The sequence below is a fragment of the Aquincola agrisoli genome, from assembly GCF_036621135.1.
GTDB lineage: Bacteria > Pseudomonadota > Gammaproteobacteria > Burkholderiales > Burkholderiaceae_C > Aquincola > Aquincola agrisoli.
Map to the genome: position 1 here is coordinate 173390 of NZ_JAZIBG010000019.1, position 23645 is coordinate 197034.

The 23645-nt window shown below is 69.5% G+C and carries 26 protein-coding genes; 14 read left to right on the plus strand and 12 right to left on the minus strand.

Translation table 11 applies throughout. The features are described from left to right. Positions 1-136 precede the first annotated feature (136 nt). Positions 137-850, plus strand: a complete 714-nt coding sequence (locus tag V4F39_RS07050) for a PEP-CTERM sorting domain-containing protein (protein ID WP_332288606.1) — start codon at positions 137-139, stop codon at positions 848-850. Positions 851-887: 37 nt separating this feature from the next. Here V4F39_RS07050 and metG read toward each other — a convergent pair whose 3' ends face one another. The 3 genes from metG to V4F39_RS07065 form a co-directional block, all read right to left on the minus strand. Further along, positions 888-2927, minus strand: coding sequence for a methionine--tRNA ligase (gene metG, locus V4F39_RS07055; RefSeq protein WP_332288607.1), 2040 nt, complete (start codon positions 2925-2927; stop codon positions 888-890). Positions 2928-2999: 72 nt separating this feature from the next. Continuing rightward, positions 3000-4583, minus strand: a complete 1584-nt coding sequence (locus V4F39_RS07060; RefSeq protein WP_332288608.1) for an OpgD/OpgG family glucan biosynthesis protein — start codon at positions 4581-4583, stop codon at positions 3000-3002. A gap of 64 nt (positions 4584-4647) precedes the next feature. Next, positions 4648-6258 (minus strand): OpgD/OpgG family glucan biosynthesis protein, encoded by a 1611-nt coding sequence (locus V4F39_RS07065; protein WP_332288609.1) that lies wholly within the window; start codon positions 6256-6258, stop codon positions 4648-4650. Between the two features lie 204 nt (positions 6259-6462). Here V4F39_RS07065 and apbC point away from each other — a divergent pair, with 204 nt between their 5' ends. Beyond that, entirely contained in the window at positions 6463-7557 is a 1095-nt protein-coding gene (gene apbC, locus V4F39_RS07070) for an iron-sulfur cluster carrier protein ApbC (protein WP_332288610.1), read from the plus strand. Between the two features lie 14 nt (positions 7558-7571). Here apbC and V4F39_RS07075 read toward each other — a convergent pair whose 3' ends face one another. Both V4F39_RS07075 and V4F39_RS07080 read right to left on the minus strand, forming a co-directional pair. Continuing rightward, a complete protein-coding gene (locus tag V4F39_RS07075; RefSeq protein WP_332288611.1) occupies positions 7572-7979 on the minus strand; it encodes a hypothetical protein in 408 nt (135 codons plus the stop codon). After that, positions 7976-8503, minus strand: coding sequence for an Mpo1 family 2-hydroxy fatty acid dioxygenase (locus tag V4F39_RS07080; RefSeq protein WP_332288612.1), 528 nt, complete (start codon positions 8501-8503; stop codon positions 7976-7978). Before V4F39_RS07080 ends, V4F39_RS07075 begins: the two co-directional genes overlap by 4 nt. Before the next feature lie 127 nt (positions 8504-8630). Here V4F39_RS07080 and V4F39_RS07085 point away from each other — a divergent pair, with 127 nt between their 5' ends. From V4F39_RS07085 to V4F39_RS07100, 4 genes are read left to right on the plus strand one after another with little or no spacing between them, the layout of a single operon-like run. Next, complete coding sequence (locus V4F39_RS07085; RefSeq protein ID WP_332288613.1) at positions 8631-9224, plus strand: phosphatase PAP2 family protein; 594 nt, start codon at positions 8631-8633, stop codon at positions 9222-9224. 52 nt (positions 9225-9276) lie between these two features. Then, positions 9277-9846: a dCTP deaminase gene (gene dcd / locus V4F39_RS07090; protein ID WP_332288614.1), complete on the plus strand. Its 570-nt coding sequence runs from the start codon at positions 9277-9279 to the stop codon at positions 9844-9846. Positions 9847-9898: 52 nt separating this feature from the next. Beyond that, positions 9899-10765 carry a KPN_02809 family neutral zinc metallopeptidase gene (ypfJ, locus tag V4F39_RS07095; RefSeq protein WP_332288615.1) on the plus strand — a complete coding sequence of 289 codons (867 nt, stop codon included), beginning with the start codon at positions 9899-9901 and terminating at the stop codon, positions 10763-10765. A 19-nt stretch (positions 10766-10784) separates the two neighbouring features. After that, on the plus strand, positions 10785-11177 hold the full coding sequence (locus V4F39_RS07100; protein WP_332288616.1) for a DUF1801 domain-containing protein: 393 nt from the start codon (positions 10785-10787) through the stop codon (positions 11175-11177). Here V4F39_RS07100 and V4F39_RS07105 read toward each other — a convergent pair whose 3' ends face one another. The 3 genes from V4F39_RS07105 to flgA all read right to left on the minus strand — a co-directional run bounded on the left by V4F39_RS07105 (position 11178) and on the right by flgA (position 12848). Next, positions 11178-11582, minus strand: a complete 405-nt coding sequence (locus V4F39_RS07105; protein ID WP_332288617.1) for a hypothetical protein — start codon at positions 11580-11582, stop codon at positions 11178-11180. A 98-nt stretch (positions 11583-11680) separates the two neighbouring features. Continuing rightward, a complete protein-coding gene (flgM, locus tag V4F39_RS07110) occupies positions 11681-11965 on the minus strand; it encodes a flagellar biosynthesis anti-sigma factor FlgM (RefSeq protein ID WP_332288618.1) in 285 nt (94 codons plus the stop codon). Positions 11966-12062: 97 nt separating this feature from the next. After that, on the minus strand, positions 12063-12848 hold the full coding sequence (gene flgA, locus V4F39_RS07115; RefSeq protein WP_332288619.1) for a flagellar basal body P-ring formation chaperone FlgA: 786 nt from the start codon (positions 12846-12848) through the stop codon (positions 12063-12065). Positions 12849-12988: 140 nt separating this feature from the next. Here flgA and flgB point away from each other — a divergent pair, with 140 nt between their 5' ends. The 5 genes from flgB to flgF are packed head-to-tail and all read left to right on the plus strand — an operon-like array spanning position 12989 to position 16611. Then, positions 12989-13399, plus strand: a complete 411-nt coding sequence (gene flgB, locus V4F39_RS07120; protein WP_332288620.1) for a flagellar basal body rod protein FlgB — start codon at positions 12989-12991, stop codon at positions 13397-13399. Positions 13400-13427: 28 nt separating this feature from the next. Further along, complete coding sequence (gene flgC / locus V4F39_RS07125; protein ID WP_332288621.1) at positions 13428-13871, plus strand: flagellar basal body rod protein FlgC; 444 nt, start codon at positions 13428-13430, stop codon at positions 13869-13871. An 18-nt stretch (positions 13872-13889) separates the two neighbouring features. Then, a complete protein-coding gene (locus V4F39_RS07130; RefSeq protein ID WP_332288622.1) occupies positions 13890-14546 on the plus strand; it encodes a flagellar hook assembly protein FlgD in 657 nt (218 codons plus the stop codon). 24 nt (positions 14547-14570) lie between these two features. Further along, positions 14571-15839: a flagellar hook protein FlgE gene (gene flgE, locus V4F39_RS07135; RefSeq protein WP_332288623.1), complete on the plus strand. Its 1269-nt coding sequence runs from the start codon at positions 14571-14573 to the stop codon at positions 15837-15839. A gap of 43 nt (positions 15840-15882) precedes the next feature. Further along, positions 15883-16611 carry a flagellar basal-body rod protein FlgF gene (gene flgF, locus V4F39_RS07140; protein ID WP_332288624.1) on the plus strand — a complete coding sequence of 243 codons (729 nt, stop codon included), beginning with the start codon at positions 15883-15885 and terminating at the stop codon, positions 16609-16611. On the opposite strand, the gene V4F39_RS07145 is transcribed toward flgF, so the two are convergent. Continuing rightward, complete coding sequence (locus V4F39_RS07145) at positions 16612-17271, minus strand: retropepsin-like aspartic protease family protein (protein WP_332288625.1); 660 nt, start codon at positions 17269-17271, stop codon at positions 16612-16614. It lies immediately after the preceding gene. Then, positions 17271-17768 (minus strand): YajQ family cyclic di-GMP-binding protein, encoded by a 498-nt coding sequence (locus V4F39_RS07150; RefSeq protein WP_332288626.1) that lies wholly within the window; start codon positions 17766-17768, stop codon positions 17271-17273. The genes V4F39_RS07145 and V4F39_RS07150 overlap by 1 nt, the downstream gene beginning before the upstream one ends. A gap of 62 nt (positions 17769-17830) precedes the next feature. Here V4F39_RS07150 and murB point away from each other — a divergent pair, with 62 nt between their 5' ends. Continuing rightward, positions 17831-18880: a UDP-N-acetylmuramate dehydrogenase gene (gene murB / locus V4F39_RS07155; protein ID WP_332288627.1), complete on the plus strand. Its 1050-nt coding sequence runs from the start codon at positions 17831-17833 to the stop codon at positions 18878-18880. A gap of 6 nt (positions 18881-18886) precedes the next feature. Here murB and V4F39_RS07160 read toward each other — a convergent pair whose 3' ends face one another. Both V4F39_RS07160 and V4F39_RS07165 read right to left on the minus strand, forming a co-directional pair. Then, positions 18887-21112 (minus strand): ATP-binding protein, encoded by a 2226-nt coding sequence (locus tag V4F39_RS07160; protein WP_332288628.1) that lies wholly within the window; start codon positions 21110-21112, stop codon positions 18887-18889. Next, entirely contained in the window at positions 21109-21618 is a 510-nt protein-coding gene (locus V4F39_RS07165; RefSeq protein ID WP_332288629.1) for a putative pterin-binding protein, read from the minus strand. Before V4F39_RS07165 ends, V4F39_RS07160 begins: the two co-directional genes overlap by 4 nt. Before the next feature lie 320 nt (positions 21619-21938). On the opposite strand from V4F39_RS07165, the gene V4F39_RS07170 reads away from it, so the two are divergent. Together V4F39_RS07170 and V4F39_RS07175 are read left to right on the plus strand one after the other, a co-directional pair. Beyond that, positions 21939-23123 (plus strand): acetyl-CoA C-acyltransferase family protein, encoded by a 1185-nt coding sequence (locus tag V4F39_RS07170; protein ID WP_332288630.1) that lies wholly within the window; start codon positions 21939-21941, stop codon positions 23121-23123. 191 nt (positions 23124-23314) lie between these two features. Then, positions 23315-23644, plus strand: a complete 330-nt coding sequence (locus V4F39_RS07175; protein WP_332288631.1) for a DUF4148 domain-containing protein — start codon at positions 23315-23317, stop codon at positions 23642-23644. Position 23645: the final 1 nt, after the last annotated feature.

Consider the following 23645-nt stretch of genomic DNA (forward strand, 5'->3'; position numbering starts at 1 on the left):
CGCCAACCGTGAAATTGTTCGAGATGCGCATCCATCCAGGGGGTGGAGCGCAGAATTGGACGTGCTTACAGTCCGGATCCTTCCTCGGGGCGCGCTATTTATCAGCCCTGATCACCTTGAAGATCTGGATTCATCAATGAACTTTCAGCCTGCCCGCCTCGTGGCCGCTCTCGCCTTGGGCCTGTCTGCACCCGCATTCGCCACGACCATCGAGGCGACGTTCACCAGGAACGAACATGCCGGCGCCTATTCCGCCACGCTGAGCAACATCCAGTACGCGGCTGGCAGCACCGGAGATCCGCTGCCGTCGTTCAGCCAGGTCATCTGCATTGACTACGGCAATGGGTTCCCGTCATCGGACACGACGCGCACCTACACCCTGCACACCGATGCCACGGGGCTCATCGCCCATCCGGATGCCGGCGCACGCGCGACCGACCTGTTCAACTACGTGGTCGACCGCTACTACGACAGCGCGGTGGTGCATGGCAGCACGGCCGACGACACCGGCTTCCAGTTCAACAAGGTACTGTGGGAAATCGCTACCGATTTCAACGGTTCGAGCGACAGTCTCAGCGCGGGCAGCGGTTGGATCTACGCTGACTATTTGCCGTTGTACGACGCCATCGTCAACGACTTGAGCACCAACTTCTCGACGATCGCCGTGGGCTACCGTTCATCGGCCTACACCGTGTCATTCCTGGACGATCAAGACGGCTACTACCAGTCGATGATGATGTTGACGCCCGTAGCCGCCGTGCCGGAGCCCGAAACCTACGCCTTGCTGCTGGGTGGCCTGGGCTTGCTGGGTGCCGTGGCCCGGCGCCGTCAGGCCCAGCCGCAAGGCTGACGCGACCGGGCGGCCTTGCTGCCGCCCGTCCGCCGGTTCAGCGCACCCGCATGCCGGGCTGCGCACCCGGGCCCGGCTCGAGCACGAAGATGCCGGGCTGGGCTTTTTCATCGGCATGCGATGCGGCCAGCACCATGCCCTCACTCACGCCGAACTTCATCTTGCGCGGCGCCAGGTTGGCCACCAGCACGGTGAGCTTGCCAATAAGATCCTCCGGCTCGTAGGCCGACTTGATCCCGCTGAAGACGTTGCGCGTGCGGCCTTCGCCGGCATCGAGCGTCAGCCGCAGTAGCTTCTCGCTGCCTTCCACGGCCTCGGCGTTCACGATCTTCGCGATGCGCAGGTCGACCTTCGCGAAATCGTCGATCTTGATCTCCGGCGCGATGTCCTCGCCGCCCGGAACGACCTTCGGCGCCAGCGGCGGAGCCAGCAGTTCGTCGAGCTGCTTCGGGTCGACCCGCTGCATCAGGTGCTGGTACTCGCCGATGCGCGTGACCTGCGACGGCCCCGCGCTGAGGTCGAATCGCACGCCCAGGAATGCCGCTGCGCGTGCGGCCGTGACCGGCAGCACCGCCGCGAGCATGCGCGTCAGCAGCTCGAACGTGCGGATCAGCGTGCTGCACACCTCGTGGAGGCGTTGCGCCTGTTCAGGCTTCTTGGCCAGTTCCCAGGGCTTGTTCTCGTCGGTGTAGCCGTTCACCACGTCGGCCAGCGCCATGACGTCGCGCAGCGCCTTGCCGTACTCGCGCTCATCGAAGAGCTTGCAGATGCCCGCCTGGGCTGCCACGAGCTGCTCGTGGATCGCGGCATCACCGGCGGGCAGCTCGGCCACCGGCAGCACGCGGCCTTCGAAGCGCTTGTTCAGGAAGCCTGCGGCGCGGCTGGCGATGTTGACGTACTTGCCGATCAGGTCGCTGTTGACGCGGGCGACGAAGTCGTCGGGGTTGAAGTCCACGTCTTCCACACGGCTGTTGAGCTTGGCAGCCAGGTAGTAGCGCAGCCACTCGGCGTTCATGCCGAGCTCCAGGTACTTCAGCGGCGACAGGCCCGTGCCGCGGCTCTTGCTCATCTTTTCGCCGCTCAGCTGCAGGAAGCCGTGCACGTTGATGTGGTCGGGCGTCTTGCGGCCGCTGAAGTGCAGCATCGCGGGCCAGAACAGCGTATGGAAGTAGGTGATGTCCTTGCCGATGAAGTGCACCTGCTCCACCGACGGGTCGGCGAAGAAGGCGTCGAAGTCGCGGCCGGTCTTGCCGAAGTAGTTCTTCAGCGAGGCGAGGTAGCCCACCGGTGCGTCGAGCCAGACGTAGAAGTACTTGTCGTCGGTGTCCGGGATGCGAATGCCGAAGTACGGGGCGTCGCGGCTGATGTCCCAGTCGGCCAGGCCGCCGTGGCCCTGCTCGTCGACCGCGAACCACTCGCTGATCTTGTTCAGCACCTCGGGCTGCAGGCGGCCGGGCGTGTGCGTCCATTCCTTCAAAAAGTCCAGGCAGCGCTGTGACGAGAGCTGGAAGAAGTAGTGCACGCTGGTCTTCATCACCGGCGTGGCGCCCGAGAGGGCCGAGTACGGGTTCTTCAGCTCGGTGGGCGAATACACGGCGCCGCACACTTCGCAGTTGTCACCGTACTGGTCCTTGGCGCCGCAGCGGGGGCATTCGCCCTTCACGTAGCGGTCGGGCAGGAACATGCTCTTCACCGGGTCGAAGAACTGCTCGATCGAGCGCTCGGCGATCAGGCCGGCCTTGCGCAGCGCGCGGTAGATGTCCTGCGCCAGCTCGTGGTTCTCGGGGCCGTCGGTCGAGTGCCAGTTGTCGAAGCCGATGTGGAAGCCGTCGAGGTACTGCTTGCGGCCCGCGGCGATGTCGGCCACGAACTGCTGCGGTGTCTTGCCCGCCTTCTCGGCCGCGATCATGATCGGCGCGCCGTGCGCGTCGTCGGCGCAGACGAAGTGCACCTCGTGGCCCTGCATGCGCTGGTGCCGCACCCAGATGTCGGCCTGGATGTACTCCATCATGTGGCCGATGTGGAAGGGCGCGTTGGCGTAGGGCAGGGCGGTGGTGACGAAGAGTTTGCGGGTCATGGTGGTGCCGCCCGGCGTTGATGGCTCCGGAACGGCCGGACATTGTAGGAAAGCGGTGCGGCCGGCCCGGGCCTACGGCAACACGCGCTGCGCCACCGGCGGCGGCGACCACTGGTAGAGCCAGGTCTCGCTCAGCGCCCGGCCCCCGCTGCGCAGGTACGCCCGCAGCGTGATCTGCTCCGTGCTGTCGTCAGGGGCGAGGTCGAACATCAGCCGGTAGCCGTTCACCGAAGCCAGCGGCCGCGCCGACGGGATCTCGATGCGCCCGCGCGACGCGGTGATCACCGGCTCCACGTCCGCCGCGTCGCCCAGCTTCGCCAGCTCGCCGCCCGCGAAGTCCACCGCGAAGCGCCACGACCAGTGCGGACGCTGGCGGCCGATCACGCCGCCGAGCCCGGTGCGGGTCGCCACGCAGCGGGCGGCCGGCGGCTGCACCGGCGGCTCCGCGCCCCAATGCAGGCGATAGGCCACCAGCAGCTCCTGGCCGGCCTTCACCGGCGCGGCCGGATGCCAGAACGCGACGATGTTGTCGAAGGTCTCGTCGACCGTCGGGATCTCGACCAGCTGCACCGAGCCGTCGCCCCAGTCGCCCTTGGGCTCGACCCACAGGCTGGGCCGTCGGTCGTAGAACACGCCGTCGTCCTGGTAGTGCTCGAAGTCGCGGTCGCGCTGCAACAGGCCGAAGCCGCGGGGCTGGCGGTCGGCGAAGGCGTTGAAGCCCAGCGAGACCGGGTTCGTCAGCGGCCGCCAGATCCATTCGCCGCTGCCGGTGTGCATGGCCAGGCCATCGGAGTCGTGGATCTCCGGCCGCCAGTCGTTGGCCATGCGACGGTCGTTCTCGCCGGTCTGGTACATGCTGGTGCAGGGCGCGATGCCGAGCCGTTCGATCGGCTTGCGCGGGTACAGCGCGGCGTCGACGTCCATCAGCAGCGTATCGCCGGGCGCGATGGCGAAGCGGTAGGCGCCGGCCACGCTGGGGGAGTCGAGCAGCGCGTACACCACGACCACGTCCGAGCGCGGGTCCGGCCGCTCGAGGTAGAACTCCGTGAAGTCCGGGAACTCTTCCGGCCGCTGCATCGCCGTGTCGATGGCCAGCCCGCGAGCCGACAGGCCGTACTGGCGCGAAGCACCCACCGCCCGGAAGTAGCTGGCACCGAGGAACGCCGCCACGTCGAGCTTGAAGTCCGTGTGGAAGTTGATGCGGAAGCCCGCGAACCCGAGGTCGGCCGGCTGCTTCTCGCCCACGAGGCCGCTCTTGCCGTAGTCGAACATCGCGGGGTCGTAGGCCAGCTCCTGGGCCTGCCCGTCGTGCACTTCGAACATGTGCACCGGTCGCTTGAAGAAGAGCCCGAGGTGGAAGAGCCGCACCTGGAAGCGCAGCGCCTCGTCGGCCCACAGCGCATGGTCGGCCTTGAACTGGATGGCCTGGTACTGGTCCCAGTCCAGCGCGGCGATGTCCGGCGGCAGCACGTTGGCGGGCGCGCGGTACGCCGCGGCGCTCAGCTGCCGGGCCCGTCCCTTGAGCCGGGCATAGTCGAACGGCGCGGCCTTGCCCAGGGGCTTCAGGCCGGCGGCCTGTGCGGCAGGCGACAGCAGCGGGAGGGCACCCAGGCCGGCGGTGGCGCCGAGGGCGCCGAGCAATGTTCTGCGTTGCATGGAGTCCTTGGTGCGAGACAGGCTCCATGCGTGGCAACACGTATGCCCGCAGGCCGCGCGGGTGTCAGAACGGGTGGAACTGGTAGAGCCAGGTCTCCGACAGCGTCTGGTCGCCGCTGCGCAGGTACAGCCGCATGTCGACCGGCGCCGTGCCTTCGGCGGTGAAGTCGAACTGCGCACGCCAGTGGCCCGGCACGCCGTTGGGCACGGCCTCGGTGAAGACGTACGAGAACTTGCCGCTGGCAGCGGACAGCACCGCTTCGGGCTTGACGCCGAACGGAAGGTCTTTCAGCGGTCCGCCGATGAACTCGACCATGAACTTGCGCACCCCCGGCGGCCGCGGCTGGCCGGGCTGGCCGCCACGGCCCAGGCGGGTCGCCACGCACTGCGCCAGCGGGGTGGGGAAGGGCTCCTTGTCGGTCCAGTGCAGGCGGTAGCGCAGCTGGTAGCTGCTGCCGGCGGTGGCGGGCGCCTTGGGCACCCAGCACGCGACGGTGTTGTCGTGGATCTCGTCGTCGGTCGGGATCTCGATCAGCTGCACCGCGCCTTCGCCCCAGTCGCCCAGAGGTTCCACCCACAGGCCGGGGCGGCGGTCGTAGGCGACGCCGTCCAGGTAGTGGTTGAAGTCGCGGTCGCGCTGCCAGAGGCCGAAGCCGCGCGGCCGCGTGTCCCCGAAGGACGAGGCGATCGTCTGCGCGGGGTTGTTCAGCGGCCGCCAGATGCGTTCGCCGCCGCCCGTCCAGAGCGCGAGGCCGTCCGAATCGTGGACTTCCGGCCGCCAGTCGATCGCGGTCGGCTTGACGGTCTCGGAGTACCAGTACATCGACGTCAGCGGCGCCAGCCCCAGCCGCGCGACGTCGCGGCGCAGGAAGAGCTGGCAGTCCACGTCCATCACGACCGCGGCGTCGCGGCGCATCGCGAAGCGGTAGGCGCCGGTGATGCTCGGGCCTTCCAGCAGCGCATGGACCGTGACCACCGAGCCGCCGTTCGCGGGCGGCTCGAAGTAGAAGTGCGTGAAGGCCGGAAACTCCTCCGCCACTCCCGGCACGGCCGCGTCGACGAGCACGCCGCGCGCCGACAGCCCGTATTGGTACAGCTCGCCGATGGCACGGAAGTAAGAGGCGCCGAGGAAAGCGACCCAGTCGTTGTTCTTCCAGTCGAGCTTGGACTGGTCGCCCAGCCGGCTTTCCTGGAAGCGGAAGCCCGCGAAGCCTGCGCCCTCGGGCAGCTGGCGCGCCGGGCTGTCGGCCGGCATGTCGAAGTAGGCCGGCGAGTAGAGGATCTCGCGGGAAGCGAATCCGGCGCCCTGCGCCTGCAGCACGTGCATGTGCACCGGCGCCTGGAAATAGCGGCCGAGGTGGAAGAACGTGACGGGGAAGGCGCCGGGGCCGTCCCTGAACAGTGCCTTCGAGGTGTCGAACCGGATCTTGCCGTGGGCTTCGTAGTCGATGCGTTCCAGCACCTCGCGCGGCAGGGCCGGCGCAGGCGCCTGCGGCCGCACCGCGAGGGCCCGCGCCTGCGCCACCAGGGCGTCGAAGGAGAAGTTCTGCGAGGGCCCGAGCCGCAGGCCGCTGCTGGCCAGCGCCTGGGCGGGCCAACCCAGGCTGGCCAGCGCGAGCGAGGCGCCGCCGGCTGCCACGAAGGTGCGTCGATCCAGGGAGGACTTTGGGTTCATGCGTTTGCTGTGGGGTGGGTGGTTCTTCAAGACGGCGGCTGAGGCCGGGCCGGCGAGCATAGACGCGATGCGCCGGGGGCCTGTGAGCACCTGCAAGCCCGGTGCCGGCGCCGCAGCCGGCGCAAGGCCCTGGTCCGTGCCGATGCGGCGCTTTCGTTAGACTGCTTCGCACATCGTTCCTTGACCGGCCTGCGGCCGCCCTCCATGTCCAGCCCCACCGAAACTGCGCTGCTCGAAGCCTTGAAGTCCGTCGTCGATCCGCATACCGGCCAGGACTTCGTTGCCACCAAGCAGCTGCGCAACCTGCGCGTCGACGGCGCCGACGTATCCTTCGATGTGCAGCTCGGCTACCCGGCGCAGAGCCTCTTTCCGGCGCTGCGCAAGGCGCTGGTGGCGGCGGCCCGGGCGGTGCCCGGCGTCGGCAACGTCAGCGTCAACCTGTCGAGCGCGGTCGTTGCGCACGCGGTGCAGCGCGGCGTGCAGCTGCTGCCGGGCGTGAAGAACGTGATCGCGGTGGCCTCGGGCAAGGGCGGCGTGGGCAAGAGCACCACCGCGGCCAACCTTGCCCTCGCGCTGGCAGCCGAAGGGGCGAGCGTCGGGGTGCTCGATGCGGACATCTATGGCCCGAGCCAGCCGATGATGCTGGGCATCGACGGCCGCCCCGAGAGCCTGGACGGCAAGACCATGGAGCCGCTGCGCGGCCACGGCGTGCAGGTGATGTCCATTGGCTTCCTCGTCGAGCCCGACCAGGCCATGATCTGGCGCGGACCGATGGTCACGCAGGCGCTGGACCAGCTGCTGCGGCAGACCAACTGGCAGGCGCTCGACTACCTGATCGTCGACATGCCGCCTGGCACCGGCGACATCCAGTTGTCGCTGTGCCAGCGCGTGCCGCTGACGGGCGCGGTGATCGTCACCACGCCCCAGGACATTGCGCTGCTCGATGCTCGCAAGGGCCTGAAGATGTTCGAGAAGGTCGGCGTGCCCATCCTCGGTGTCGTCGAGAACATGGCGGTGCACGTCTGCTCCAACTGCGGGCACGCGGAACACATCTTCGGTGCGGAAGGCGGCAAGAAGATGGCGGCGGAGTTCGGCATCGACTACCTCGGCGCGCTGCCGCTGAAGCTGTCGATCCGCGAGCAGGCCGATTCGGGCCGGCCCACCGTCGTCAGCGAGCCCGACGGCGAGGTAGCGGCGCTCTACAAGGCCGTGGCGCGCCGCGTGGCGGTGACGGTCGCCGGCAAGGCGAAGGATTTTTCGTCCAAGTTCCCGACGATCACCGTCTCGAAGAACACCTGAGCGCTCGGCGCGGGCTACCGCAGGAGCGCCGGCACGCGCAGGGTGCAGCGGCCGGCGGTGCACACCGCGCCCGGGTCGGGCACGATGGAGCAGGTCGACATGCGGCCCGACTCCTGCACGGCCGCGCTGCTGGCCTGCGTGTAGCGGGCCGCGGCTTGGGCGATGCGCGCGCCGTCGCCCTGCGCCGTCGACCAGGCCCACCAGGCCTGCGGCCCGCCGCAGGCCTTGCGCCCGACCGGCACCGTGCGGCACTGGACGTCTTCGGTGCAGGCGGCATCGCCGATCGCGGCGGCCAGGGCATCCCGTTCGGGCGCCGCGCCCGCGGCCCGCGGCGCGGCGGGACCGACGGCCGGTGCCGCGCAGGCGGCCAGCCCTGCGGCACCGAGGGCGGCCCAGGCCGCAAGCGCCATCAGCTGCTTCATGCCGGGCTGTGCAGGTCGCGCAACGCCGTGGGGCCGGCGCGCCGCTCGATGTCGGCCAGCAGCGATCGGCAGTACCCGAGGGCGAAAAGCGCCTCCGCCGCGACGAACATCGGCCCGACGAGCAGGCCGGTGATGTCGTCCACGAAAGCGGGCTTGCGGCCCTCGTAGTAATGGCCGATGAACTGGATCAGCCAGCCCAGCAGGAAGCTGCCGAGGCCCCAGCCCAGCCATTGAACGACGCTGCCGCCGGCCATGGCGTGGGCCAGCACCAGCAGGACGCCGTTCATCAGGCTGACCGCCGCACCCACCGCCAGGTGGCCCCGCGTGAGGTACCAGAGTGTCGCCAGCGCCCAGGCCAGCCATGCCGGCGTCAGCGGCAGCAGCCCGGTCTCGACCTCGGGCCGCGCGAGCAGCACGCCGATGGCGAAGACGATCAGCGGGATGCCGACGAAATGCGTCGCAATGTTGCGGGGGTCGCGGTGGAAGGTGGCGTAGTGCACCAAGAGATCGTTGGCCTTGCGCATGGCGGTGTCTCCAGAAAACGTGTGCGTGATGGCGGTGACGATAGCAGCGCTGCGCTTCCGACGCGACCAGGAACTTCCTCGCCGTGTGCCGATCCGCCAGAACTTGCCTAGATGCGGGAGCGCATGGATGTCCGACCGGGATTTGTTCGAAGTGTTCAACGCATCGGAGGGCCTGCACGGCGGCTGGCTGCTCCTGTTGCGGTGGCTGTCCAGCCATGTCGCCTGGATGGCGCTGGTGGCCGTGGGCGTCACGCTGGTGGTGGGGCCGGCGGCGGTGCGGCGATCGATGGCACGGGTGATGTTTGGGGCCGTGCTCGCCGCGGTGCTGGCGTTGCTGATCGCCCTGGTGTTCCCGCAGCCCCGGCCGGCCGATCTCTCGCTGGGCCACCAGTACCTGCATCCGCTGCTGCCGTCGGGGTTCCCGAGTGTGCACGTCACCGTGCTGTGGAGCCTCGCGTTCGGCGCCCTCGTGCTTCGGCCGACCCTGGCCGCCCTGGGCGGCGTCCTGCTGCCGCTGGGGTTGCTGGTGGGGTGGTCCCGCGTCTACCTGGGGGTCCAGTTCCCGTCGGACGTGCTGGCGTCGGCCTTGGTGGCCGCCTGCGCCGTCGGGATCGTGCACCTGCTGCGGCGGCCGATCGAGATCGAGCTCACCGGCCCGTTGATGCGTTCGATCGACGCCCGGACCGCCCGCTGGCGCCGCCTGCGCGCCCCGCGCCGCTGAGCCGGGCCCGGGGCGCTGCCTACAATCCGGCCTTCTCAGGAGCAGCCCCCGCATGAGCATCAAGAGCGACCGCTGGATTCGCCGCATGGCCGAGCAGCACGGCATGATCGAGCCGTTCGAGCCCGGGCAGGTGCGCCAGTCCGCCGACGGCCACCGCATCGTCAGCTATGGCACCAGCAGCTACGGCTACGACATCCGCTGCGCGCCCGAGTTCAAGATCTTCACCAACATCAACTCGACGATCGTCGACCCGAAGAACTTCGACGAGAAGAGCTTCGTGGATTTCGAGGGCGACGTGTGCATCATCCCGCCCAACAGCTTCGCGCTGGCGCGCACGGTGGAGTACTTCCGCATTCCCCGCAACGTGCTCACTATTTGCCTGGGCAAGAGCACCTATGCACGTTGCGGCATCATCGTTAACGTCACCCCGTTCGAGCCCGAGTGGGAAGGCTACGTGACGCTGGAGTTCAGCAACACCACCCCGCTGCCTGCGAAGATCTACGCGGGCGAGGGATGTGCGCAGGTATTGTTCTTCGAGAGCGACGAGGTCTGCGAAACCAGCTACAAGGATCGCGGTGGCAAGTACCAGGGCCAGCGCGGCGTGACACTGCCGAAGGCCTAGGGCTTGCACCTTTCGCCCGCGGCGGTGATAACCCAGGCGGAAGGAGGCGACGATGAAATGGGAAGGTGAGCGGCAGAGCAGCAACGTCGAAGATCGGCGTGCTGGCGGCGGTGGTGGCAGGCTCGGCGGGCGCAGCATCGGCCTGGGCGGCGTCGCCGTCGCGCTGGTGGCCGGCTGGATTTTCGGCATCAATCCCTTGACGATCCTCGGCTTGATGGAGGGCGGCGGCGGCGCGCCGACGACCCAGCAGGGCCCGGCCGCCGCGCCGCCGGCCACCGACCGCGCGGCGGCCTTCGTGTCCACCGTGCTGGCGGACACCGAAGACGTCTGGCGCGCCCAACTCCGTCGTGGCGGTGCGGAATACCGCGAGCCCAAGCTCGTGCTGTTCCGCGGCGCCGTGGGCACCGCCTGCGGAACGGGCCAGTCCGCGATGGGCCCGTTCTACTGCCCGGGCGACCAGAAGGTCTACATCGACCTCGATTTCTTCGATACCTTGCAGCAGCGGCTCGGCGCCCCGGGCGACTTTGCCCAGGCCTACGTCATCGCCCACGAGGTGGGCCACCACGTGCAGAACCTGCTGGGCATCTCCGGCAAGGTCGATGCCATGCGCGGCAAGGTGTCGGAAGCGCAGATGAACGCGCTGTCGGTGCGGCTCGAACTGCAGGCGGACTGCTTGGCCGGCGTCTGGACGCACGATTCGCAGCAAGGCAAGGGCTGGCTCGAGCAGGGCGACGTCGAGGAGGCTCTGAACGCGGCCTCGCGCATCGGCGACGACACCTTGCAGCGGCAGTCGCAGGGCACCGTGGTGCCCGAGAGCTTCACCCACGGCACCAGCGCGCAGCGTGTATCGTGGTTCAAGCGGGGGATGACGTCCGGCAACATGAACGACTGCAATACCTTCGACGCACGCAATCTCTAGCAGGACAGAAGAGAGCTTCATGCGTCACCTGGTGCGCTCCGCCGCCTTGATCGAGGCCTGGTTCGACATGCTGCCGCCGCAGCACCAGCCTGCTGCGCGCAGGCTGCAGGCCCTGGTGCTCGCGGCTTCGCCGTCGCTCGGGCAGGCGGTGAAGTGGGGCAACCTGATCTTCACCGTCAACCATTTCCACGCGCTGGCGATCGCGCCGTACAAGACGCACCTGCACCTGCAGGTGTTCCGGGGCGCGGCGCTGATGCACCGGTTTCCGATGCTGGAGGGCACCGGCCGCGGCCTGCGCCACCTCAAGTGGCGTTACAGCCAGCCGCTGGACGAGGAACTTATCGCGGATCTGGTGCTGGCCACCGTCGCGCTGATCCGCCAAGGCCCGCCCCCGGGGGCGGGCGAGGGCTGATCAGGCCTGCACGACGCCCGTGGAACTGCCGCGGTCGGCGGCGCCGTTGGCGCCGTAGAGGCTGGCGTTGTTGCCCTGGCCTGGCATCAGCGTGTCGATGGCGCGGTCCAGCGCCGCCGTGGCGCGGGCCAGGCTCTCGCGTTGTGCGGCCACACGGCCGCTGGCCTGAGCCAGCCGCTCGCGCAACGCAGGCGGCACGCCGCCCTGGCGGGCCGCCTGCGCAAAGCGGTTGACCGCCGTGGCCAGCGAGCGGTGCAGTTCGCTGGCCTGCAACTCGATGGCGGAAGCGTTGCTGTCGTGCAGCGCCTGCCCCAGGCTCGTCAAATGCCGTTCCACCGCAGCGAGCGCGACCTCCAGATCCAGGCTCTTCGACGAGGGACCGGCGGTGGTGGCGGGGTTCAGCATGGTGACTTCGGGTTACAGGTGCTGCGAGGCGTGATGGGGCGAGCGCTGCCGGCGCACAGGGCGCCGCCAGCGCGGGTGGCGGGCGATGGGTGCAACGCTCAGCGCGCGTTGCGGTTCAGCAATTCCTGGGCGTTCGAGATGAGCTTGTCGGCGATCGCTTCGGCGTTGACCTGGAACTTGCCGTCGCGGATCGCCGCCGAGATGCGTTCGACCTTGGCGGCGTCGAACTCGGCACCCGTGTCGCCCAAAGACGTGGCGGTCGGCGACAGCGTGACCTGGGTGCTCGACTCCGGCGCAGACTTCTCGGTCTTGGCCGCGGGAGCCGGCGTGCGTTCGCCGGCAAGCGGCGTCAGCGCCTTGTTCTCGAGGGAACCGATCTTCATGGAGTGCTCCTGACAGCGGGGAGGGGCCGCCTTTTCAACATGGTCGTTGTATCGGTGGCCGCTGCCGCGACTTTAGGGCCTGCTCCCAGAATTTTCTTCAAAGGGTGATCTCCACCTGGCGTTCGGCGACGGCGACACCGCTCAGGATGCGGCCCGAATCGGTGCGCACGCGCACGGATTGGCCTTCGATCCCCGCCGACATCGCCAAGGCTTCGCCCGCCACGCGGTAGCCGCTGCCCTGCGCGACGACGCGCACGACCTCGCCTGCCGCGAACCATTGGCGTGCCCGCAGGTCGCGCTGGTGCAGGCCGTCGCCCGCGGCCAGCGGCCGGGCGAGCGTGCGCCCGAGGGCGATGCCTGCTTCCCGTACGGCCGGGGAGCCTTCGGCCGCGATGTCGATCTCGGCGGGCGCGAGGTCGCCGATCTCCAGGGTGGTGCCGGTGGCCAGCGCCCGCGTGGCGACCAGGGACTGCGCGAACACCTGTACCGTGATCGGCAGGTAGACGTTCCAGCGTGTCGGCCCCTGTAGGCAGCGCAGGCCGATCCGGGCCTTGCCCCACAGCCGCACGCCCGGCGGCAGGTAGGGCTGCACCTGCTGGCAGGGGGCGAGCCGCAGCCGAGGGTCGAGTTCCCCGAGTCCGATCTCCACCCGCATGCCCGGGACGGCGGCGCGCGAGGCCGCGGCCGCCAGTTCGCGCACCTGGCCCGCCAGCGCGGCGTCCACGCCGCGCGGTGCCTGCTGGGCATGGGCCGGGGCGAGCAGGGCGATCCAGGCGGCCAGCAGCATCAGCATGAGCATCAGCGCGCGCGCAGCACCGCGCACCCGTTGCGCGGCGGCGCTGCGGCAGGGTCGGTCCACTGCGGGGAAGGAGGCTTGTTCCACGGCGGCCAATGTAGGTTCGGCGGGCGGGCCCGCAGGCAGCGAAGTAGCCTCGATTGACCTTGCTATTCGCGCTGATCCGCAAGGGGGGGCTGTCGACAATGGCCGCACAGCCCGGCAGGCCTTGCCGCAGGGGACCTTGCATGATTGATCGCCTCACCGACACGCTGAACTTCCAGGCGCAGGCCTTGACGCTGCGCTCGGAGCGCCATCAGCTCATCGCCAGCAACATCGCCAACGCGGACACGCCGGGCTATGTGGCGCGCGACATGAACTTTTCGCAGGCTTTGCGCAGCGCCATCGGCGACCGCAGCGCGGCATCGCAGCTCAAGGCCACGGCCGCGGGCCACCTGCAGGCTTCGGGCGGCATGGCCGGCGGCCCCGAGATGCGCTACGCCGCCGCCAGCCAGACCAGCCTCGACAGCAACACGGTCGACATGGACCGCGAGCGCGCCACCTTCGTCGACAACACCCTGAAGTACGAGGCCGCGCTGCGCTTCCTCGGCGGCAGTGTGCGCACGATGGTCGACGCGATCAAGGGCCAGGCGCAATGACGCGGCGCGCGCGTCACGGGGAGCTCCCATGAGCATGTTCCAGATCTTCAACGTGTCCGGCAGCGCGGTCAGCGCGCAGAGCCAGCGGCTCAACACCGTGGCCTCCAACCTGGCCAATGCCGACACCGTGGCGGGACCCGACGGCACCGCCTACAAGGCGCGCCAGGTGGTCTTCCAGACCGAGCTGATGGGGGCCCAGGCCGTGCAGGGCGGCTTGCCGCCCGACGGCGTGGCCGCTGCCGCCGGCGTGCGCGTGTCCACCGTGGTGGAGGACAACACGCCCGGCCGCCGCGTGCACGACCCGAAGAACCCGAGCGCCGACGGCGACGGCTACGTGACGTACAGCAACGTCAACGCGGTCGAGGAGATCGTCAACATGATCTCCGCCTCGCGTTCCTACCAGAACAACATCGAAGTCATGAACACCGCCAAGTCCCTGCTGCAGAAGACGCTGCAGATGGGCCAGGGCTGAAGCTGAGGAACGTCCCCGATGAGCACATCTCCTGTGGCCGGCGTCAGCTACGACGGCAACGGCTTCAACTACGGCGGCGCCACGACGACCAAGGAGTCCGACGGCAGCGACCGCTTCCTGAAGCTGCTCGTCGCCCAGATGCAGAACCAGGATCCGCTGAACCCGATGGACAACGCGCAGGTGACGAGCCAGATCGCGCAGATCAACACCGTCACCGGCATCGAGAAGCTGAACACCACCGTCGACGGGCTGAACGCGCAGTTCGTCCAGATGCAGGCGCTGCAGGGCGCGACGCTCGTCGGCACCGACGTCATCGTCGCCGGCAACAAGCTGTCGACCAACGACGCCGGCGTGGTCCAGGGCGGCTTCGACCTGGGCGGCGCCGCCGACTCGGTGAAGATCGAGATCCTCAGCGGCAGCGGGCAGCTGCTCGACACGGTCAACCTCGGCGCGCAGACAACGGGCCGCCACAGCTTCGACTGGAAGCCTCCCGAGGGCGTCGCCGCCTCCAACGGGCAGAGCTTCCGCGTCGTCGCCAAGAGCGGCGCCAGCACCGTGACCGCGACGCCGCTGATGCGCGACACGGTCGACGCCGTGAGCACCGGCGATTCCCTGCAACTGCAGCTCAGCCGCTCCGGCACCGTGAAGTACACGGACATCAAAGCCTTCAACTGACGCCTCGACCCACAGGACCCCACCATGAGCTTCCAACAAGGCCTGTCGGGCCTCAACGCCAGCAGCAAGAACCTCGACGTCATCGGCAACAACATTGCCAATGCCAACACCTACGGCGCCAAGACCTCGCGCGCCGAGTTCGCCGACATGTACGCCAGCGCCCTCAACGGCGCCGGCGCCAACCATATCGGCATCGGCGTGAACCTGCAGACCGTGGCGCAGCAGTTCACCCAGGGGAACATCACCACCACCGACAACGGGATGGACATCTCCATCAACGGCGGCGGCTTCTTCCAGGTCACCGACGGCAAGAACCCGACGATGTACACACGCAACGGCCAGTTCAAGGTCGACCGCGAGGGCTACATCGTCAACAACGACAAGCTCAACCTGCTCGGCTATCCCGCCGACGGCGCGGGGGTGATCCAGCCGGGCCTTTCGCAGCCGCTGAGGCTGCCCACCGCCGGCATCAGCCCGCAGGTCACGACCTCGATCGACCTCGAGATGAACCTGGATTCGCGCCTGGGCGCCACCGCACCCGCCAGCGGCACCGGCATCGACTTCAACGACGCCAAGACCTACAACAACGCGACGTCGCACACGCTGTACGACGCCAAGGGCCAGCAGGTCGCGATGACCTACTACTTCCAGAAGGCGGCCTCGCCGGCGGACACCTGGAACATCTACGCCACGGCCAACGGCACCTCGGTGGCGGGCACCAACGCGGCGCCGCAGCCGCTCACGACCGTCACCTTCAGCACCGACGGCGGCACCATCACCAGCCCGGCGGGGCCGGTGACGATCGACATCCCGGCGTCGACCAACACCGCAGGCGCGGCGACGCTGCCCATCACCGGGATCCAGTTCGACCTGTCGAACTCCACGCAGTACGGCTCGGCCTTCGGCGTGTCCGACCTGCTGCAGGACGGCTATGCCGCCGGCACGCTCTCGGGCGTCGTGGTCGAGGACAACGGCATCGTGCTGGCGCGCTACTCCAACGGCGAATCCAAGCCCGTGGGCCAGATCGAGCTGGCCAACTTCCGCAACCCGCAGGGGCTGCAGCCGCTGGGCGGCAACCTGTGGGCGCGCACCTACACGTCGGGCGATCCGGTCGTCAACGTGCCCGGCGAGGGCAACATGGGCGGGCTGCAGGCCGGGGCGCTGGAGGAGTCGAACGTCGACCTCACCGGCGAGCTGGTCAACATGATCACCGCCCAGCGCATCTACCAGGCCAACGCGCAGACGATCAAGACGCAGGACCAGGTCCTGCAGACGCTGGTCAGCCTGCGCTGACGCTCAGCGCAGCCACGCCGGCGGCTGACGACGGAGGAACCGAATGGACCGCATGATCTACCTGTCGATGTCGGGCGCCAAGGCGACCCTGCAGCGGCAGGACGTGCTTTCGCACAACCTGGCCAACGCCACCACCACGGGCTTCCGGGCCGAGCTGCAGGCATTCCGCGCCGTGCCCGTGCGCGGCGACGGGGCGAGCACGCGCGTGTATTCGCTGGAGTCTACCGTCGGCTACAACGACCTGCCCGGGGCCGTGCAGGCGACGGGCCGCGACCTCGACGTCGCGATGAAGGGCAACGCCTGGCTCGCGGTGCAGGGGCTGGACGGCACCGAGGCCTACACCCGTGCCGGTGCGCTCGACGTCACCGCCGAGGGCACGCTGGTGACCCAGGGCGGCCTGACCGTCATGGGCGACGGCGGCCCGCTCACGGTGCCGCCGAACAGCCAGGTCAGCATCGCCCCCAACGGCACGGTGAGCGCGAAGACGCCGGGCCAGGCGGCGGTGGAGGTCGGCCGGCTGAAGCTCGTGACGCCCGAGGGGCCGATGACACGCGGCGACGACGGGCTCTTCCGCGCGCCGCAGGGCGACCTCGCGGCCGACGATGCAGCGCGCCTGCAGGATGGCGCGCTGGAAGGCTCCAACGTCAGCGCCGTCGAGACGATGGTCGCGATGATCTCCGCGGGCCGGCAGTTCGAGCAGCAGATGAAGCTGCTGCAGACGGCGGAACGCCAGGGCACGACCGCCGCCAAGCTGCTGTCGACCAGCGGCTGATCAGGGCTTCTTCTCGAGACGCAGCGTGTCGTTGAGCTGCTTCATCTGGAAGCGGCTCAGGAAGCTGTTGCCCAGCAGCACGTAGGGCATCTGCGCCGGCAGCACGACCGCCGGCACCTGGTACACCTCCACGCCGCCGACGCGCACCGAGGTCAGCGTGACCAGGTTCACCGGCACGGGGCCGTTGGCCGTCTGCGTCATGCCGCGCTGGCCGCGCCGGTAGTCCAGGCCGATCCGGTCCGCCTCCGCCTGCGACAGCGACACCATCGTGGCCCCGGTGTCCACCATGAACTGCACCGTCTTGCCGTTGATCTGCCCGCCGGACATGAAGTGCCCGCCGGTGCCGGCCGTCAGCACCACGTCGCCCGCGGTGTCCGCAGCCGATTTGCCCGCCAGGCTGACCGGCGCGGCGCCGATGCGCAGCAGCAGCTGCGAGCCGGCGATCTCCACGCGGGCGCCCTCGGGGCCGACGGCCAGCAGCTTGACGGCGCCGTGCGATGCACCGACGGCCAGGGTGCGGGGCTGGCCGTCGATCACGAGCAGCGCGGCGCGTTCGCCCATGCTGCCGTTGAACGTCACGCTCTGGGCGCCGGCGTGCAGGCTGGCCGCCGCGGCCAGGACCGGCAGCAGCCCGCGGGCGGCGCGCAGGGCGGACCGCATCAGTCGCGGAAGTTGTTGAAGGACAGCGGCACGTCCACGTCCTTCTTCAGCAGCGCCATCGCGGCCTGCAGGTCGTCGCGCTTGGCGCCGGTCACGCGCACCGTGTCGCCCTGGATCGCCGCCTGCACCTTCAGCTTGCTCTGCTTGACGATGCCCTGGATCTTCTTGCCCAGCTCGGCGTTGATGCCCGCCTTGAGCACCAGCACCTGCTTGACCTTGTCGCCGCCGATCTTCTCGATCTTGGCGCTGTCGTCGATAAAGCGTGCATCGACGCTGCGCTTGCTGAGCTTGGCGACCAGCACGTCCTTGACCTGGCCGATCTGGAAATCGCTGTCGCCGTAGAGGGTGATCGTCTTTTCGGTGGGCTTGTCCGCCAGTTCCACGCGGGCGCTGGAGCCCTTGAAGTCGAAGCGGGTGGCAATCTCCTTGCCGGCCTGGTCCACGGCGTTGCGCACCTCGACGAGGTTGGGTTCGAGAACGGTGTCGAAACTCGGCATGGGAAGCACCCGCTACGGAGTGGAGAAAGGGTTGGGAGGGAGGAATCGGCGAAAATTCTGCCATGCAACGCTTGGCAACGGCCTTACAGATCGAGCACGACGCGAGCCTGCGCACGCTCAACACCTTCGGCCTGCCGGCCGTGGCGCGTACGCTGGTGCGCATCGACAGCGCCCGGGCCGTGCGCCGGGTGGTCGACCACCCCGAGTATGGCCGCGCGCCCAAGCTGGTGCTCGGCGGCGGCAGCAACATGGTCTTCACGCGCGACGTGTCGCCCGTCGTCCTGAAGGTCGAGGTGCGCGGCCGCCGCCTGGTCGAGGAGCGGCCCGATGCCTGGATCGTGGAAGCGGGTGCCGGCGAGAACTGGCACGACTTCGTCGCCTGGACGCTCGCCCAGGGCTGGCCCGGCCTCGAGAACCTCGCGTTGATCCCGGGCACCGTGGGCGCCGCCCCGGTGCAGAACATCGGGGCCTACGGCATCGAGCTGAAGGACCGCTTCGAGTCGCTGAGCACCGTCGACCTGGTCACCGGCCGCAGCGTCACCCTCGACGCACGCACCTGCGCCTTCGGCTACCGCGACAGCGTCTTCAAGCAGGAAGGCTTCGGCGGGCTGGCGGGCAAGAGCGTCATCACCCACGTGCGCTTCCGCCTGCCCAGGCCTTGGCAGCCGGTGCTCGGCTACCTCGAGCTCGAGCGCCGGATGCACGAGACCGGCAACTTCGCACCTGACGCGCAGACGGTGTTCGGCTGGGTGTGCGACATCCGGCGCGGCAAGCTGCCCGACCCGAGCGACGTCGGCAATGCGGGCAGCTTCTTCAAGAACCCGGTGGTCACGGTGGAGCAGTGCCGCGACATCATCGGCCGCGATCCGGCCGTGGTGCACTACCCCATGCCCGACGGCAGCGTGAAGCTGGCCGCCGGCTGGCTGATCGACGCCTGCGGCTGGAAGGGCAAGAGCGTGGGCCGCGCCGGCGTCTACGAGAAGCAGGCGCTGGTGCTGGTCAACCGGGGCGGCGCGAGCGGGGCCGAGGTCGTGACGCTGGCGCGCGCGATCCAGGAGAGCGTCTACGGCCGCTTCGGCATCCGGCTGGAGCCCGAGCCCGTCATCGTCTGAGCCGGCTCAGGCGCCGGCCGGCTGCGGCATCAGGCCTTCCTGCTGCAGCGCGTCGGCCGTCGATCGCCTCACCGCGTCGAAGTGCCGCACACGCCGCAGCAGTTCGTCAGCGTCTCCCTGGGGCGCGGCTTCGCGCACCGCCTGTGCGGCGCAAGCCAGGCGCTGGAGGCCGAGGTTCAGCGCCGCGCCCTTGGTGCCGTGCATCGTGGCGCGTATCGCCTCGATGCTGCCCTGCACCGCGGCATCGACCATCTGGGGCACGATGGCGGCGCAGTCCTGCAGGAAGCCCTCGGCCAGCAGCGCGAAGCGGTCGCGCGTCATCACGCCGATCACGCTGTCGAGCACCTGGCGGTCGAGCAGCGGCTCTTCCGCGGGCGGCACGGCCGGGGAACGCGCGGGCCCCCCCGGCGGCACCGCGGCGCCGCCGGCGTGCTCCGCCAGCACGCGGGCGAGCTGGCGCGCTTCGACCGGCTTGGTCAGGAAGGCGGTCATGCCGGCGGCCAGGCAGCGCTCGCGGGTCTCGGCGAACGCGTCGGCGGTCAGCGCGATGATCGGCACGCGGCCGTGGTCGCCGCCGAGTGCGCGGATCGCCAGCGTGGCGCCCACGCCGTCGAGCTCCGGCATGTGGAGGTCCATCAGCACGGCATCGAAGCGCCGGGCGCTGGCGGCGCGCACGGCCTCCTGCCCGTTGGCCGCGAACGAGACCGTGTGCCCGAGCCGCCCGAGCAGCGCTTCCAGGTACTTGCGGTTGACGGCATGGTCCTCCGCGACCAGCACCTGCAGCGACGGCCCGAACGACGGTGGGGGCGATGCCGCGTCGCCCGCACCGTCCTGGTCCTGCGCCGCATGCAGCGGCAGCACGAAGACGAAGGTGCTGCCTTCGCCGGTGCGGCTGCTGACCCGGATGTCGCCGCCCATCAGTCGTGCCAGGTTGCGCGAGATCTCCAGCCCCAGGCCCGTGCCGCCATGGCGCCGCGAACGCGAGGTGTCGCCCTGCGTGAACCGCTGGAAGAGGCGCGCCATCGTCTGGTCGTCCATCCCGATGCCGGTGTCGGCGACGGTGAAGGCCAATTGGCCGTGCGAGAGGCCGGCGCTGAGCGTGACCGAGCCGTGGTCGGAGAACTTGATCGCGTTGCTCGTCAGGTTGAACAGCACCTGCTTGACGCGCGTGGCGTCGGCGACGATGCGCTGCGGCACGCCGGGCGCGATGTCGATGCGCAGCGCGAGCCCCTTCGCCGCGGCCTGCGGCTTCATCAGCGCTTCGATGTCGCCGAGCAGCCGGGGCACGACGACCGTGTCCGACACCAGCGTCAGCGTGCCCGATTCGAGCTTGGACATGTCGAGGATGTCGTTCAGGATCGCCAGCAGGTGGTCCGCCGACTCGGTCGCGGTGCGCAGGTAGTCGAGCTGCATCGCGTTGAGCCGCGTGTCGCGCAGCAGCGAAAGCATGCCCAGCAGGCCCTGGAACGGCGTGCGGATCTCGTGGCTCATGTTGGCCAGGAACACGCTCTTGGCCTGGCTGGCGGCCTCGGCGTCGAGCCGCGCGTCGCGCAGGCGCGCGGCGAGCGCTTCCAGGCCCAGCTGGCGGCGCTCGAGCTGGCGCATCTGCCGCACGGCGATCAGCGCGAAGACCAGCGTGCTGACGCACAGCACCAGCGTGAGCGCCACGCTGACGATGTTGTGCTCCCGGACCGTCTGGTTGCGCCGCGAGATCTGCGCCGCCACTTCGTGCGACGCGGAGATCGACAGTGAGTGGATCGGATCGGTCAGCGCCTCGAGATCGCGCAGCAGCGTGCGCAGCGACGCCTCGTCGAGCTCCCGGACCGGCTCCGGCCCCAGGTAGCGGTCGGCCTCCGCCACGAACGCCTGCAGCTGGTGCGTCGTCCTGTCCAGCTTGCTGCGGTCCCGGATCAAGCGGGCGGCCCGCTCGGTCTCCAGCAGGTTGGCCATGCTCACGAAGATGTCATAGCGCAGCTGCAGGGCGTCCCGGTCGAGCGGCTTCTGCTGCGCCGCCTCGCGCCACTGCATCTGCAGCCGCATGTATTCGACCTCCAGCTGGTTCAGGTTGACCAGCAGGAAGTCGCCCTGGAACTGGATCGCCGCATTCAGCGAGCGGAACTGGTGCCACTGCACCGTGGCCGCGAGCGCGAAGGCGGCGACCAGCACCGCGCCGACCATGCCGATCAGCCAGCCACGTCGGGGCTGGGGGGCGCCGGCGCTGCGGCTCGTCACAGGACTTCGAGGCCGGTCAGCTGCCAGGCGCAGCGGCTGAAGTACACCGCGGTGCGCAATTCGGGCTGGCGGTCGAAGGGGTACATGATGAACAGCGGACCCTTGTCGCGCACCGGCATCGGCTTGCCGTCCAGCAGGTGGGCGAGCACCACGTCGTAGCGCACGAGGTCGTCGAAGGGGATCTCCACCCGGTAGTCGTTCAGCGCGATGGCCTGCACCTTCTGGCCGCGCGCGCCGGCGGCGGCCAGCACGTCGCGCACCAGCGGTCCGGTGAACTTGCGCGCCGTGCTGTACCACGGCGTCCGGGTGAAGATGTCGGCCTGCTGCATGCGGCGCAGCATCCCGGTGTCGAACACCGCCTTGTCGCCCCGGTTGGGCGAGCGGACGCGGCCGACGACGGTGAGCAGCGGCTCGGCGCTCGGCACTTCCAGGGCCCGGGCCCGCCGCCAGGCCCCACAGCCCAGGGCCAGCCCGCCGATCAGCGTGGCGCGGCGTCGCGGCGACATCGGCGCGTGACGAACTTCTTCAGCCCCGGAAAGCGCACGGGGCCAGGTCAACGGTGCAGAGGCCATGGGACATGCTGAGGTCAAAGCGGGGAGGGCGCCGACGGACGAGCCGTGGCCGCTGCAGTGCATTCTAGGGACTGAGCCCGCACGCACGGGCTGCGCCGCACGCCTTACGGACGGCGCCGCCTGGAACTGGGTATAGGCTACGCCTGTCGCCCGGTGCGCGGCCTGGCGTTGCCGGGCCGCCGCACCGCAGCCGCGGCCTGGGCTGCCGAGCCGGCAGCGCATCTGTCTTCCACTGCCATGAAAGAGCCAAGCATATGAGCAACCGCGATGTAGTGATCCTGGGCGCAGCCCGTTCCGCGGTCGGCGCGTTCGGCGGCGCCCTGTCAGACACCGAGCCGGCCGAACTGGCCGGCACCGTGATGAAGGCGGCCATCGAGCGCTCCGGCGTCGATCCGAAGGCCATCAACTACGTGACCGTCGGCAACACCATCCCGACCGAGAGCCGGTTCGCCTACGTCGCCCGCGTGGCGTCGATCCAGGCCGGCCTGCCGATGGACTCGGTGGCCATGTCCGTCAACCGGCTGTGTTCGTCGGGCCTGCAGGGCATCGTCACCACCGCGCAGAACATCCTGCTCGGCGACTGCGACTACGGCATCGGCGGGGGTGTCGAGGTGATGAGCCGCGGCGGCTACCTGTCGGCCGCCATGCGCAGCGGCGCCCGCATGGGCGACACCAAGCTGGTCGACATGATGGTCGCCACGCTGACCGATCCGTTCGGCGTCGGCCACATGGGCATCACCGCCGAGAACCTGGCCGCCAAGTGGGGCATCAGCCGGGAGGAGCAGGATGCGCTGGCCGTCGAGTCGCACCGGCGCGCGGCGGCCGCCATCGCCGAAGGCCGCTTCAAGTCGCAGATCGTGCCCATCGTCAAGCAGACCCGCAAGGGCGAGGTCGTCTTCGACACCGACGAGCACGTGAAGCCCGGCACCACGCTCGAGGCCCTGGCCAAGATGAAGCCTGCGTTCAAGAAGGACGGCTCCGTCACCGCCGGCAATGCCTCGGGCATCAACGACGGCGCCGCGTTCTTCGTGCTGGCCGATGCCAAGGTGGCCGCGGCCGGCGGCCACAAGCCGATCGCGCGCCTGGTGTCCTACGCCGTGGCGGGCGTGCCCAACGAGATCATGGGCGAAGGCCCGATCCCGGCCAGCAAGATGGCGCTGAAGAAGGCCGGCCTGACGCTCGACAAGATCGACGTGATCGAGAGCAACGAGGCCTTCGCGGCGCAGGCCATCGCGGTGGCGCGCGGCCTGGAGCTGGACATGGCCAAGACCAACGCCAACGGCGGTGCGATCGGCCTGGGCCACCCGATCGGCGCGTCGGGCGCCGTGATCGCGACCAAGGCGCTGTACGAGCTGCAGCGCACCGGTGGCCGCTATGCATTGGTCACCATGTGCATCGGCGGCGGTCAGGGCATCGCGGCGGTCTTCGAGCGGCTCTGACCGGCGGGGCCCGCGGCGCCCGATGACAAAACTGTCATCGGGCCGTCAGCCTGCCGGCCGGGCCCGCTTCCTAGGATGCCTTCACGCATCGGGCACCACGCCTTCCATCGGAGAAGAGGGCGTTGCCCGGGGCGCAGGGGCCGCTGCCTGGCGGCGGCCGCTTCCCTCCCGCTCATCGTGAAAGGCATCCCATGAAAGCAAAGTTCACCTTCGGCCTGGCCGTGCTCGGTTTCGCCGGCCTGACGACCCTCTCGCACGCCGCCCCGGCACAGCCGGCGGCCCAGGGCGCCGCGGCGCCGCTCACACGCGCCGAAGTGCAGGCCGATGCGGCGCTGTGGCGCCGCGCCGGCCTCGACCTGCTGTCGCAGCTCGAGAGCTACGACCCGCAGAGCGCCGACGTGCAGCGCCGCCTGGCGCTGTACCAGCAGTGGCGTGGCGGCCCGGAATTCCGCGCCGAGCTGGCGCGCCTGCAGGGCACCACCAGCGAAGCCCGCGCCGCGTCGGCCACGTCGGCGAACTGAC